The sequence below is a fragment of the Ignavibacteriales bacterium genome (genome assembly GCA_016709765.1).
Lineage (GTDB): Bacteria > Bacteroidota > Ignavibacteria > Ignavibacteriales > Ignavibacteriaceae > IGN3.
The window spans coordinates 191,175-203,218 of the sequence record JADJMD010000016.1 but is presented as its reverse complement, the minus strand read 5'-3'; the positions used below and the strand labels follow the sequence as shown (position 1 = coordinate 203,218).

The 12,044-nt window shown below is 32.5% G+C and carries 17 protein-coding genes and 1 pseudogene; 8 read left to right on the top strand and 10 right to left on the bottom strand.

Going from position 1 to position 12,044, the window contains the following annotated elements; genetic code table 11:
• The 10 genes and pseudogenes from IPJ23_19540 to IPJ23_19495 form a co-directional block, all read right to left on the bottom strand.
• Window positions 1-480 (bottom strand): annotated as a pseudogene (locus IPJ23_19540) (NAD(P)-binding protein).
• A complete protein-coding gene (locus tag IPJ23_19535; GenBank protein ID MBK7632827.1) occupies window positions 477-956 on the bottom strand; it encodes a polysaccharide biosynthesis C-terminal domain-containing protein in 480 nt (159 codons plus the stop codon). The pseudogene IPJ23_19540 and the gene IPJ23_19535 overlap by 4 nt, the downstream one beginning before the upstream one ends.
• Before the next feature lie 466 nt (window positions 957-1,422).
• Window positions 1,423-1,596 (bottom strand): oligosaccharide flippase family protein, encoded by a 174-nt coding sequence (locus tag IPJ23_19530; protein ID MBK7632826.1) that lies wholly within the window; start codon window positions 1,594-1,596, stop codon window positions 1,423-1,425.
• Window positions 1,597-1,778: 182 nt separating this feature from the next.
• Complete coding sequence (locus IPJ23_19525; GenBank protein MBK7632825.1) at window positions 1,779-2,015, bottom strand: M23 family metallopeptidase; 237 nt, start codon at window positions 2,013-2,015, stop codon at window positions 1,779-1,781.
• A 538-nt stretch (window positions 2,016-2,553) separates the two neighbouring features.
• Window positions 2,554-2,865 (bottom strand): hypothetical protein, encoded by a 312-nt coding sequence (locus IPJ23_19520; protein ID MBK7632824.1) that lies wholly within the window; start codon window positions 2,863-2,865, stop codon window positions 2,554-2,556.
• A 235-nt stretch (window positions 2,866-3,100) separates the two neighbouring features.
• Window positions 3,101-3,787 carry a DUF4292 domain-containing protein gene (locus IPJ23_19515; GenBank protein MBK7632823.1) on the bottom strand — a complete coding sequence of 229 codons (687 nt, stop codon included), beginning with the start codon at window positions 3,785-3,787 and terminating at the stop codon, window positions 3,101-3,103.
• Window positions 3,784-4,512, bottom strand: a complete 729-nt coding sequence (locus IPJ23_19510) for a tetratricopeptide repeat protein (GenBank protein ID MBK7632822.1) — start codon at window positions 4,510-4,512, stop codon at window positions 3,784-3,786. The genes IPJ23_19515 and IPJ23_19510 overlap by 4 nt, the downstream gene beginning before the upstream one ends.
• 11 nt (window positions 4,513-4,523) lie before the next feature.
• Window positions 4,524-4,868: a hypothetical protein gene (locus IPJ23_19505; protein MBK7632821.1), complete on the bottom strand. Its 345-nt coding sequence runs from the start codon at window positions 4,866-4,868 to the stop codon at window positions 4,524-4,526.
• A gap of 37 nt (window positions 4,869-4,905) precedes the next feature.
• Window positions 4,906-5,460: a tetratricopeptide repeat protein gene (locus IPJ23_19500; GenBank protein MBK7632820.1), complete on the bottom strand. Its 555-nt coding sequence runs from the start codon at window positions 5,458-5,460 to the stop codon at window positions 4,906-4,908.
• Entirely contained in the window at window positions 5,444-5,608 is a 165-nt protein-coding gene (locus tag IPJ23_19495; GenBank protein ID MBK7632819.1) for a hypothetical protein, read from the bottom strand. Before IPJ23_19495 ends, IPJ23_19500 begins: the two co-directional genes overlap by 17 nt.
• Before the next feature lie 94 nt (window positions 5,609-5,702).
• Between IPJ23_19495 and IPJ23_19490 the strand changes: the two genes are divergently transcribed.
• The 8 genes from IPJ23_19490 to IPJ23_19455 all read left to right on the top strand — a co-directional run bounded on the left by IPJ23_19490 (window position 5,703) and on the right by IPJ23_19455 (window position 12,006).
• Window positions 5,703-6,635, top strand: a complete 933-nt coding sequence (locus tag IPJ23_19490) for a hypothetical protein (GenBank protein MBK7632818.1) — start codon at window positions 5,703-5,705, stop codon at window positions 6,633-6,635.
• Entirely contained in the window at window positions 6,632-7,015 is a 384-nt protein-coding gene (locus IPJ23_19485; protein MBK7632817.1) for a hypothetical protein, read from the top strand. The genes IPJ23_19490 and IPJ23_19485 overlap by 4 nt, the downstream gene beginning before the upstream one ends.
• A 43-nt stretch (window positions 7,016-7,058) precedes the next feature.
• Window positions 7,059-7,280, top strand: coding sequence for a hypothetical protein (locus IPJ23_19480; GenBank protein MBK7632816.1), 222 nt, complete (start codon window positions 7,059-7,061; stop codon window positions 7,278-7,280).
• Window positions 7,281-7,366: 86 nt separating this feature from the next.
• A complete protein-coding gene (locus IPJ23_19475) occupies window positions 7,367-7,549 on the top strand; it encodes a hypothetical protein (GenBank protein MBK7632815.1) in 183 nt (60 codons plus the stop codon).
• A gap of 169 nt (window positions 7,550-7,718) precedes the next feature.
• Window positions 7,719-8,495 carry a hypothetical protein gene (locus IPJ23_19470; protein ID MBK7632814.1) on the top strand — a complete coding sequence of 259 codons (777 nt, stop codon included), beginning with the start codon at window positions 7,719-7,721 and terminating at the stop codon, window positions 8,493-8,495.
• 342 nt (window positions 8,496-8,837) lie between these two features.
• Window positions 8,838-10,025, top strand: a complete 1,188-nt coding sequence (locus IPJ23_19465) for a hypothetical protein (GenBank protein MBK7632813.1) — start codon at window positions 8,838-8,840, stop codon at window positions 10,023-10,025.
• Between the two features lie 5 nt (window positions 10,026-10,030).
• Complete coding sequence (locus tag IPJ23_19460) at window positions 10,031-10,582, top strand: hypothetical protein (GenBank protein ID MBK7632812.1); 552 nt, start codon at window positions 10,031-10,033, stop codon at window positions 10,580-10,582.
• Window positions 10,583-10,584: 2 nt separating this feature from the next.
• A complete protein-coding gene (locus IPJ23_19455) occupies window positions 10,585-12,006 on the top strand; it encodes an outer membrane protein transport protein (protein ID MBK7632811.1) in 1,422 nt (473 codons plus the stop codon).
• Window positions 12,007-12,044: the final 38 nt, after the last annotated feature.

The following is a 12,044-nucleotide window of genomic DNA, read 5'->3' as shown; positions in this document are numbered from 1 at the left end:
GATCCCATTGTTTTTTTGTGTAATGCTTAAAAAACTTTTCAAACAGATCATTTCCTACTTGATTAACAATTATATCTTCTGAGTTTAAGATTGGAAATCTTTTTTTTTACACTTTCAAAATACTCTTTTACTTCTTCATCTGTTTTAAGATTTAATTTGTAGAGGTTGTTTATTGTAATTCTATTTATCGGAATTGGATATAACTCATCTCCAATCTTAGCTAAAACTCTATGTTCGTACGGAATCCATTTGGTAAACAGTGATAGATATTCAAATACTTCTTTACTGTTTGTGTGAAATATATGCGGACCATAACGATGAACTAAAAATTCCATATTCATCATATTCATCGTAAGCATTTCCTGCAATGTGATTCCGCTTTTCAACAATTAAAACTTTTTTATTTAATTGCGATGCTAATCTTTCAGCCATAACAGAACCTGCAAAACCAGCGCCGACTATTAAGTAATCGTACTTCATATGCTCAATATTTTATTTCTTTTTACAAAAACAAAAAATCCTAGTGTTACAAAAGTTTCAGTTATAAGTACAGCTATGGATGTTCCTATTTCAAAATAAATTGGCACGAGAATAAAAGTTAAAGTTAGATTTAGTACCGCAGCAATAAATAAAATAATTGAAAAACTTTTGTGTTTATTTAATGGCAACATTGTTTGAATTCCTAAAACATTACTTAGAAATATTACTAAAGGCAGCCATGCAATTATCCTTAAAACTAAAATAGAGCTTTGATATTCTTTACCCAGCACAATATTAACAATTGGTTCAGCAAAATGAATAACGTTATCGAAATAATAACTGCACCGACAGCTAAAGCTAATTTTAAATAATTTTTTATTAAAACTTATAAAGCGATCATATGATTCGCTAAGCATTTTGTTTACATATGGAAAAACACTTTGGGACATTGGTGATAATATACCTTGAAATGCCATTCTAATTTTATCTGCGGCAGCATAGTACCTTACTACATTTGCAGGAGCGAATAATCCGAGTATAAAAACATTTGAAGTTGTGTATAAATTAATTGAAACTGTTGATAGGAAAAGATTCCAGCCGCTTTTAAGCTGTTGCCTAATTAATTCTTTAGATGGGAAAGTATATTTTATCCCAAATTTAGATAAAGCGAATTGTAATCCGACTATTCCAATTACAAATTGCGTTAATGTATTTAAACCGGCATATTTTATAAAATCACTTTCGAATTAATGATTACAAAAATTAAAATCGTTGTAATAAATCTAACCGAAACAGAAATTATTAAAATATATTTCATCCGCTCAATACCCTGATAAAACCAGAGAGGGAACAATGCTGTACCAAGCACACTGAAAAATGAGACAATAAATAAGATTAAATTTTCCTTAAAGATTGGAACAGTTAAAACAATAATAAAAAATATTACACTTGATAAAACAAAAGCAACATTTTAATGGTAAACACTGATGAAAATATTTCTGAAACACTTTTCGTATTTTCTCTGTTAACTGATATTTCCTGAGTTGCGGAAAGATTGAAACCGTAATCGGTTAAGATTGTAAAATAAGTCGCAAATGCCGTTGCAAAATTTACCAATCCATATTTTCCGGTCCCAAAACCCGGACTAAATATGGCAGAGTAATTATTGGGAAAATGTAATTTGATATTTGAAGGATAGATAGCGATGTAAAGTTTTTAAATAAAACCTGATTGGATTGTATTTTTGAAATATGTGTTTCAAAATATTTGTTGTATTATTTTAAGCCAGATTTCAGGATTTACATTTTGTCGTCCGCTCCAAACTTCAAAATGCAAAATATTTCCTCAACACTCTCGCCCACTTTGGCAATCACTCCGCCTGTTTTAAGTTTATCACCTTCCTTAACAAACACTTCCGCAAGATGCCCATAAACAGTTCTGTAATTTCCTTTATGACTTACAATTAAAACTGTACCGTAGCCCGGCAGCCATTCCACAGCAGAAACAACACCTTCAGCAACACATCTAACACTCATATCGCCGCTGGCTCTTAAATCAATTCCATAATTTACAGTTAGAGTTTTTAATTTTGGATTTAGTGATTCACCAAATTTTCTAACAACTTTAGATTTAGAGATTGGCCAGTTTAGTTTTCCTTTAACTCATCAAATGATGTGAACTTTGATGTTGAAAGATCAAAAGGATAATCTTTGTTTCAATTTCCTTTTTGTTTTTGTTTCTTTGGAAACTACCGTTTCTTTATTTTTTAATTTTAACGCTTCTTCCTCTTCTCTTTTACGTTTTGCCTCAGCTTCTTCAACCATTTTAACAATCAAGTCTCTTATTTTCTGCTCTGATTTTCTTTATCGCTAACACTTTTAGCAATTTTCTTCTTGTCTTTTTTTATTTCCGCAAGAATTGATTTTTGATCTTTTAATTTTGCAGAAAGTGATTTTTCTTCAACTTCCTTTTGTTTTGATAATTCCTGCTTTTCTTTTTCTCTATGATGAGTTTTTCTTTTGCCTTTATAAGCTCTTTTTTATTTTCTTCAAGCTTAACAAGATCTTTTGTCGACTAACTGAAAATCTTTTTTAGATATTCCAATCTTACAACAGCCTGCTGAAATGAATTTGCATCAAGAATAGTTTCCAGTTCAGTATGCGTGCCATTTTTATAAGTTGCTGTAACGTACTTTGCATAATTTTTTTGCAGTATGTCAATTTCATTTTCAATAGAGGCGATGTTTGATATACTTTTATTTATTTCAATTTCTTTTTGTTCTTCTTCTCGGCGAAGATTGGTAAGAAGTTTATTTACAAGAAAATTTTGTTTGCTGATGTTATCAAGATCTTCTAATGTTTTTTTTTCTTTTTTTTTTTTGTGCAAGTTCATTTTCAAGACGAGAAATTTCATCCTTTAATTTATTCAGTTCTTCCTTGCGAGTATCTATTTGGCTGGTTTGAGCGTATGATTCTAAAGTAAAAGTGAGAAATGAAAAGAACAGGATGTAAAAAACTAATTTTACCATTTTATGATTGTGGCATCATCCGGAATTTTAAAATCTATAAAAATACTATTCTTGTTTACACTAATCTTTTTATAATCAATACTGATCTTCTGTTCATCTTTTTTTATTTTCTATGGCGATCTTATAAGGCACGGCAACGTTTTCCAACAATTCAAAATCAGAATATTTTCCTTGCAGCATCAAAGCATCATCTAACCCAAAAAGCTGATATTCAGTAATTCCCAATTGTCTTACATCAACTTTATAAATAGTTTTATTTGTGCGTGCGGAATCGAGATAAGTAAGTACATATCTATCATCTTCAACAAAATAGTTATCGGGAGCTCTGTAAAGATTGCTAGTTAGATTTACAGAACCAACAAACGCATCGAGCAAATCTTCAAACGAAAGATTGATGCGAAAAATACTTTGCAGCGCATCGGAATTTACGGCGCCAACGTAAGCTGTGTTTTTCAGTGCATCGTAAAATGTGAACTTATCTTTGGTAACAAGTGCTTGAGCAAGTTCAATTCCAAACGGACCCATAATTGTTAAATAAATTGAATCCGGTTTTTGCAAAACAATTCTAAATGTTGCACTATTATCCATCGAAGGCGTATTTACGAAGATAGTTCCAGTGCCCTCAAAGTTTTTTATTTTTCTTCTGTTTGCTTCAAGTTTATTTGTTAATCTTTCGGATGGAAGCAGTTCAAACTCTTCTGTCGGCTGAGATGGCACACAACCATTAATAAGAATTAGTATATTAGATAAAAATAGAATTATTAAACTTAATTTTTTCAAATCGCACCTTTATCAATTTTATTTTGTATTTCAATTTTTGTAGGATCAAGCTCAAGAGATTTTTTCCACAACTTAATTGCCTGATCTTTATTCCCAAGTTTAGATTCAATATCTGCAAGATGATCTAACATCACAGCACTTTCACCACCAAATTTGATAGCTTTTTCTAAATTCAATTTTGCTTCGGTGTAATTGCCAAGCATAAAATAAACCCAGCCAATAGTATCAAGGTAAGATGAGTTTAGGGAATCCTCTTTCACAGAAATCTTTACCATTTTTAATGCGCGTTCAAGTTGAATATTTCTTGTTGCAAAAGAGTAGGCATAGTTGTTACTTAGTAAAGGATCATCTGGTTTTAATTCAAGTGCGCGCTCATACAAACTATCGCTTTTTTCAAATACTTCCATACCGTTATAAATCATTGCAAGTGTTCCGATCAATTGCGCATCGTCGGGTTCAATTTCCAATGCTCTATTAAGATAAAATATTGCTTTATCATCTTCTTTTAGTTGATTTAGAGTAAACGCATAGGCTGAGAGAGCAGTTATATCTTTTGGATTTAGGATTGTAGCTTTCTTTAAATACTTTTCTGCTTCTTCGTGTTTAGATTGCTGCGCTAATGATAATCCTAAAATTAGGTTAACATAAAAATCTTCCTGAAATGTTAAAATGGCTTCGCTCATTACAACTTCAGCTTCATCATATTTTTTATTATCAAAATACAATCCACCAAGTCTTATCCATGCGGCAACATTCCAGTTTGCATTTTTGTGACAAATTTAAAATTCTCAATCGCAACAGAATCATCACCCTGGCTTAATGCGATTGCACCCAGATACATTTTGATCTGCCAATCTGTTGTGTCCTTATCAAGCTTGGTAAAAAATGATTTTGCAATTGGCAGCACAGTTGAATCTGTAATTGCTTTATTAAAATAGTTTGCGCCAATATTAATTTTTGCATCTAAATTAACATCCGGCTGATCCAGCAGGTAATCAAATTCTTTAGAAGCACCAGCCCAATCATCTTTACCTAATAGTAATTTTGCTTTTGTTTCTCGTGCTTCAAGATCGTACGGCATTATCTCAATGATTTCATCAATAAGCGGAATACCTTCATCATATTTTTTTAGCTTTTAAATAGAATTCAACAAGCATTTTCTTTAACGGGATATTTGCAGGATCAATTGCCTGAAGCTTTTTAACAGCATTTATTGCTTCATCATTATTCCCCAATCTTTCCTGAAGCTCCGCTATCCTTGTAAGCACAGACCAATCAGGACCGAGCTGCATTAAAATTCTGTTATATAATTTTACAGCTTGCAATGGTTTATCATCTTCGTACAATCGTGCTAATTTATAATTCATTTCGATGTTAGATGAATCAATCTCAATAGCACGTTCAAGAATTTTTATTGCAGATACTTTCTGATTTCCATAATTAAAAATATCAGCAAGCAAATCTAAATATTCAATCTTTGTTGAATCCATCGAAACAGCGTTAAGCGCATAAGTTAATGCAGGTGCAAGCTTATTTAAATAAACATAATTTTTTGCAAGCGAGTAATAAAGTCCGGCGGATGAATCGTACATCAACGCTTTTTCATATTGCCCAGCTGCGGCTTCATAATTTCCCTGAGATTCAAAAACTCCACCATTAATAAAAAAATTCAAGAGCTTTTTTCTTCTGCTGTTCACGGGTTAAAACTGTTTTTTTATCTTCGCTTTTTTCTACATTTGTGGTTGATGAACCTGAACAATTAATTAGGAAAGCAGATAATAATAAAACAGGAATAAATATGTAGAGAATATTTCTTTTCACGGTTGTGAATATATTATTGCAGTGTTGTAATAACAAGGCTATTTAAGCTTGTATCCTGCTAAAATTTGAAAACTTAAGCATCTAAGTAGTAACTTTGCATAAAAAAAAATTTATGGAAATATTTGATTTAGCCATAGCCTACGATTGGGAGTTTGATGTTGAATTTGTTTCAGCTATCGAAAAAACGCTTCAGCAATTCGGGCTTTCAACTTATGTTATCAATTATAAGAACATTGCGGACGTAACTGAAAAAGTAAAACATCGTAAGCTAAGTTTTGGATGTTTATTGGATAGAGCCTCGGATGTTGATGATAATTTTATTGAGCTGAATAGAATTCTTACAAAACGGAATACTTATGTTTTTAATCCCCACAAGCTTATTGATCACGCAATTGATAAAGCAAATATGCACCTGGAATTTATTACAGCGGGATTAAATGTTCCGCATTCCATTATTATTACACCGCACAATCAATCAAAAGAAATTTTTATTTCTATTGACGATCTTGAAACGCTCGGCAGACCTTTTATTATAAAACCTTGCAACACAACCGGCGGTGGAATGGGCGTTGTTACCGGAGCGGAATCACTAAAAGAAGTTTTACACGCCAGGCAAAAACACAGCAACGATAAATATCTGATTCAGGAAAAAGTTTATCCTAAAATTTTAGATGATAAACGAGCTTGGTTTAGATGTTATTGGGCTTTTGGTAAAGTTGTATGTGTTTGGTGGGATGATGAGACACATATTTATAATGAGCTAACTGAATCTGAAGTGCAAAAGTTTGGATTAAAAAAACTTTTTCAGATAACAAGAACAATTCATCGTTTAACACAGCTTGATTTTTTTTCAACTGAGATTGCACTTACAACTAAAAATAAATTTGTTGTTATTGATTACGTTAACGATCAGTGCGATATGAGATTAAAATCTCTGCACATTGATGGAGTGCCGGATAATATTGTACTGGAAATTATAAACAACCTTAGATTATTTGTTGCAAAAGAAAAACGCTTAAACCGATGAGGAAAAAAATTATACTAATCTATTTATCCATAACCGTTTTTATTTTACTTCTTGGCGGATATTTTTTTCTTTACAACATCTATGGAAGTGAAGTTAGGCGAACACCCGAAAACTTTTTTGCGCAAACTTCATCCGAAATGAAAATTGAAGTTGTTCCAATTAACGCAATGGGTAAAAAAGCGTGGTTTAGAAAATCATCCGCAGATTTTGATATTGTTGAAGGAATGGATTTGATTGAAATTACCGAGTACAATAAAGAATCCGGATTTATTAAGATTAAATCAAAAGGTAAAGCAGGTTTGGTGGGAATTAAAATTAAATCCCAGCATTCCTTACTGCCGGAATATATTGAGATTGAAATACTTGCTTTAAGTGTTTAATATCAAAGCATCAAATAAAGAAAATTTTAAGAAAAGGAATCTTATGAAAATGTTTATATTTTTTCCTTATTATTTGACTATTGTGCTACTTACTGCTATTAATATTCATCCACAGCTTGATAACGACGAAAAGATAAAAACAGCGAGCATACAACAATTATTTGAAAACAGAAATGAAAAGGAAAAAAAAGTTTCGTCTAATTTATTTTATCAACTATTGAATATAAAAGAGGAATTCTTGAAAATAAAAACGAATCAACCTTAATAAACAACCTAAAATCCTCTAGACCATTATGTCAATTTTATGAAAATAAAACACTTATCAAATTAAGGCTCACTGAGAAAGACACAATGAATATTGGTGAAGTTATTAAGGAGTTAAATGCTCTCGATTGTATAATTATGAAAATATATCCTGGTTATAAAAATTATATTCAAATAAGCGTATGGATGGATTATAATTCTATTTATAAAATTATTTATAATGATAAAGTAAAGTTCTTGGAGTCACAGAAAAAGTTAAGATTTAATTAAATTATTAATAATGGTGATCAAGAATTAAAAAGTGCTTTTGTACGTTCTAATCAAAGGCTCTCACGGTCGCACCGTGACAGAAAAGACCTATCTTTAATCCTTAAAAACAAAGCATCAAACAATATTTATTTCTATTTTGCAGTTAAGTTTTTATTCCACACGAGGAAATATGAAAAAGTTTAAAGCATTATTTATAATCGCAATTTTATCCTTACAACTGGCTTACGCACAAGGCACAGCCGGTGAAAGCGCAAAGTTTGAATATCGACATCTAATCGATATGCCGACTGCAGGAATTATGGAACGCGGATCAGTTGGGTTAACAACAGAACTTTTACCTTTTGGTACTCTAATTGCAAAAGTTGAAGCAGGAATTTTTGAAAATATTAGTATCGGTTTATCTTACGGCGGCTCTAACATTATAGGTTCCGGTGAACCGGACTGGTATCCTTTTCCGCCGGGTGTAAATTTTCGTTTTCGCGTAATGGATGAATCAATCCTTATTCCCTCTTTAACACTTGGTTTTGATACGCAAGGCAAAGGCGAATATTTTAAAGATGAAAAAAGATTTGAAATAAAAGCTCCCGGAATTTTTGCCGCCGCAAGCAAGAACTTTGGTTTGCTTGGTTATTTAAGTTTACACGGAACCGTTAATTACACTGTTCTTGAAGATAAAGATGGCGATAATTTTGTAAATCTTATGATAGGCGCTGAAAAAACTTTGGGCAGTTCATTTTCGTTTTTGATTGAATATAATTTTGCGTTAAATGATAACTCTACAAATAAATTTGGAAACGGAAAAGGCTATTTAAATCTTGGTTTGCGATGGTCTATTGCAAATGGAGTTACTGTTGGATTTGATTTACGGGATTTGCTAGAAAACAAAAAATGGAATCCAAGATCCGCAGACCGTGCTTTGGTAATTGATTTTACACAGAAGATTTAGGCTTGCATTTTATAGGTTTTATTTCGCCAAGACTCTCAATTTTATTGGATAGCTCGGAAAAGTCATCTCGAAGGAGTCTTCGACTGAGAAATCTAAAAATTAGTAAAGAACAGATTTCTCCCTTCGGTCGAAATGACACAATAATTTCTGTCATTGCTTCTTTAAGATTCATAGTAATTTTATTAATATAGAACTGTTTTGGATTTAGGACAACATCGTTTACTCAATTATACACTTAAGTTTTTAACGCATCGTTTTTATCTGATCTGGTACGTATTTATTCCTTTTTTTAAGGCTCGATATTTGCAAATTTTTAAGCAGTTGAATCAAAGAGGTGTTAAAATGAAAAAGTTTAAATTAGTTTTTTTCGCATTCCTTCCTGTTCTGCTTTTAAATCTTACAGGATGTTACACGCAAGTTGCATCAAGAGATGATTACGGCAACTGGAATCGTGCTGAAAATAAACCATATTACGATTATCAAGATGAATATGATACAACAGCAGATTCTTATGAAGATGAAGAATACGCTTATGATGATAATGAAGATTCATATTCAGAAAGCTATGGAATTGAAACCAGTTACTCATTTTACGGCTATCCCTCATACAGAAAATATTTCTGGGGATATCATCCTGCAGTTTCTATAGTAGTTGGCAGCAGCTGGTATTATGATCCATGGTGCTGGGATCCTTGGTATCCAAGTTACTGGAGTTATCCATCACCATTTTGCTACTATCCAACCTATTGGTATTCACATAATTACTACGGCTGGTGGGATCCATATCCATACTACGGCGGATATTATTCATCTACTTATAAATACAGATCAAATGATGGTTATAAAATCAGAAATAATTCCGGAATTAGAAATAGCGGGGGAAGAGATAGAAACTTAGTAACCACACGTGATGGAAATGGAACATCAACTGTTAGAGATCAACTTAAAAATAGAGAAAGACAAATTGTTTCTGGTCGTGACGAAATAAAACGTGAAAGAACGGGATTACGAGATAATACAAGAAATGTTACTCGTGATGGATTAAATACAAATAGAGACAATGTTAATACCCGTACAAAAGATAATATTCATAAAGATGTTGAACGAACTCGCACAACACGAAATAATGATGTTATCAAAAGAGATGATACCAGAACTAAAAAAGATACTCAACTTGATCGTGATACGCGTAAAAAAACGAATGATACTCGCATCAATAATGAAAGAAAAAATCCTAACATAAACAGGAATAATGATACTCGTAAAAATGAAACAAAGAGAAATGAAGTTAAGAGAGAAAACAGGAATACTCCTCCAAAAGTAAACAAGACACCTACAAATAAAACTCCAAATAGGACTTATACGCCTCCAAAAACTAACAATACACCAAGGAGTTACACTCCGCCGAGGACTAATACAACATCACCGCCAAGAGGCAATACAAATTCAAGTCCGCGTGGTAATACCAACAGTGGTGGTAACAGCGGCAGTGGAAATAGAGGCAGTAATGATTCGGGAAGAAGAAGGTAAATAAAATGAAAAACACTATTAAGTTGTTTGCATTTGTAATAGTACTTAGCTTTTACACAACCGGATGTTACACAATAGTATGGGATCCGAGAGAAGAATTTCCTGACACAGAAAATTCATCTGAAAGCAGCAGCGGCGATTTTTATGATTACGATTATTATGGCGGATATGTAAGTTATTATGAAGCTCCCTGGTGGATTCCACCGGTCGTATACATTACAAATCCCGATGGAACTACTGATAGAGTTCAAACAAAAGATAGGAACAACGGAAGAAGCTCCGATACTGAAACAATTAGGAATAGTAACGGCAGAGGAAATACAGATCGTAACCCCGGAATTAATACTGGAACAACAACGACTACTACCACGACAACTACAAATTCTGGAAGCAGCAACAATTCAAATGTTGTAAATACTCCACCACCAACAAGAAATACAGGTTCTGATAGTTCCACTAATTCAACAAACTCGACATCAAACACAAGAAATTCTGGAAGCAATGAAAACCGAAATAGCTCTTCAGGTTCCAGAAATTCCGGCAGCGGCAGGAGATAAAAATGTTAAAGCACATTCTAAAAATATTCAGTGCGATTTTATTATTATTTATAACATCAACAAACGCACAGAATTATAATGATGCAATTCGTCTTGGTTTCCCCGGATTAGGTTCAAATGCAAGAGCACTTGGAATGGGCAATGCATTTAATGCTTTAAGTGATGATGCATCGGCTTCTTACTTTAATCCTGCAGGTTTTGGACTACTAAAAAAAATGGAACTTTCCAGCGGATTAAGTTTTACAAATTATGATAACACAACAACTTTTTTTGGTAATGAAACAAATGATAACACAACAAACACAGCATTAAATAGAATTAGTTTTGCATTACCCTTTCCAACTTATCAAGGTAGTTTGGTTTTTGGATTATCATATCACAAATCAAAAGATCTTACGAGCATTGTTAAGTTTGATGGATTTAATGCTGGTACAAATTCTAAAATCCAGAGTTTGTTAGATACCAACATTCCCTACGATCTTTTTTTAACGGATGATAATTATAATACAATAATAAATGGAAATCTAAACCAAAGTGGAAGTATTCTTAATTCTGGTGGAATAAATAATTGGACATTTTCCGGTGCAATTGAGGTACAGAAAAACTTATTTATTGGTGCTAATTTAACTGTTGTTAACGGCAGTTTTGAATCGAATAATGATTACTATGAAGACGACACAAGAAATGTTTATCAAGGTGAAACTGCTACCGGTGAACCACAGACTACAGATTTTAGAACTTTTTATCTAAACAATACAATTAAATGGGATATTAGCGGATGGGATGCCAAACTTGGCTTTCTTTATCAATACGAAGATGTTGCAAGATTTGGTGCAACGGTTCAGTTACCAAAAACCTATTCAATTGATGAAGAGTTTTTAGTAAGTGGATCAAGCGAATTTGCAACTACATCTTACACTCTTCCTTCCGATTACAGTGATAAAGTTGCTTATGATATAATCACTCCATTTGAATTAACCGGTGCGGCCGCTGTAAATCTAAAAGGGATTATCGTAAGTGCTGAAGCGACATTAATCGATTACTCACAGTTAGAATTTAAAGACTCACAAGATGGACTTTCGTCAAGTTATGTCGCCGATGTGAATAAAGAAATAAAGGATATTTTAAGATCAGTATTAAATTATAATGTAGGATTTGAATACACAGTTCCAACTGTTGGATTAAGAATCCGTGGTGGATTTTTAACTCAAATGTCTCCGTTCAAGGATGATGTTTCAGATTTTAATCATAAATATCTAACAGGCGGATTAGGATTTTTAGCTGATGGAAATATTGGAATCGATATTGCCTATGCTTACGGCTGGTGGAAAGATATTGGGGATAATTATGATTCTAATGTTTCAAGAACTTTTCAGGACATTAAAGTTCACAATGTAATGCTAACTACAACTTTAAGATTCTAATTATATTTTAATTGATTAACGAATCAAAGCACCATATT

Excerpts from the sequence above, each read along its gene's own strand:
- IPJ23_19475 (MBK7632815.1), top strand. The coding sequence starts at position 7,367 with ATGAATATTGGTGAAGTTATTAAGGAGTTAAATGCTCTCGATTGTATA.
- IPJ23_19535 (MBK7632827.1), bottom strand. The coding sequence starts at position 956 with ATGGCATTTCAAGGTATATTATCACCAATGTCCCAAAGTGTTTTTCCA.
- IPJ23_19485 (MBK7632817.1), top strand. The coding sequence starts at position 6,632 with ATGAGGAAAAAAATTATACTAATCTATTTATCCATAACCGTTTTTATT.
- IPJ23_19455 (MBK7632811.1), top strand. The coding sequence starts at position 10,585 with ATGTTAAAGCACATTCTAAAAATATTCAGTGCGATTTTATTATTATTT.
- IPJ23_19460 (MBK7632812.1), top strand. The coding sequence starts at position 10,031 with ATGAAAAACACTATTAAGTTGTTTGCATTTGTAATAGTACTTAGCTTT.
- IPJ23_19480 (MBK7632816.1), top strand. The coding sequence starts at position 7,059 with ATGAAAATGTTTATATTTTTTCCTTATTATTTGACTATTGTGCTACTT.
- IPJ23_19525 (MBK7632825.1), bottom strand. The coding sequence starts at position 2,015 with ATGAGTGTTAGATGTGTTGCTGAAGGTGTTGTTTCTGCTGTGGAATGG.
- IPJ23_19470 (MBK7632814.1), top strand. The coding sequence starts at position 7,719 with ATGAAAAAGTTTAAAGCATTATTTATAATCGCAATTTTATCCTTACAA.
- IPJ23_19465 (MBK7632813.1), top strand. The coding sequence starts at position 8,838 with ATGAAAAAGTTTAAATTAGTTTTTTTCGCATTCCTTCCTGTTCTGCTT.
- IPJ23_19505 (MBK7632821.1), bottom strand. The coding sequence starts at position 4,868 with ATGCCGTACGATCTTGAAGCACGAGAAACAAAAGCAAAATTACTATTA.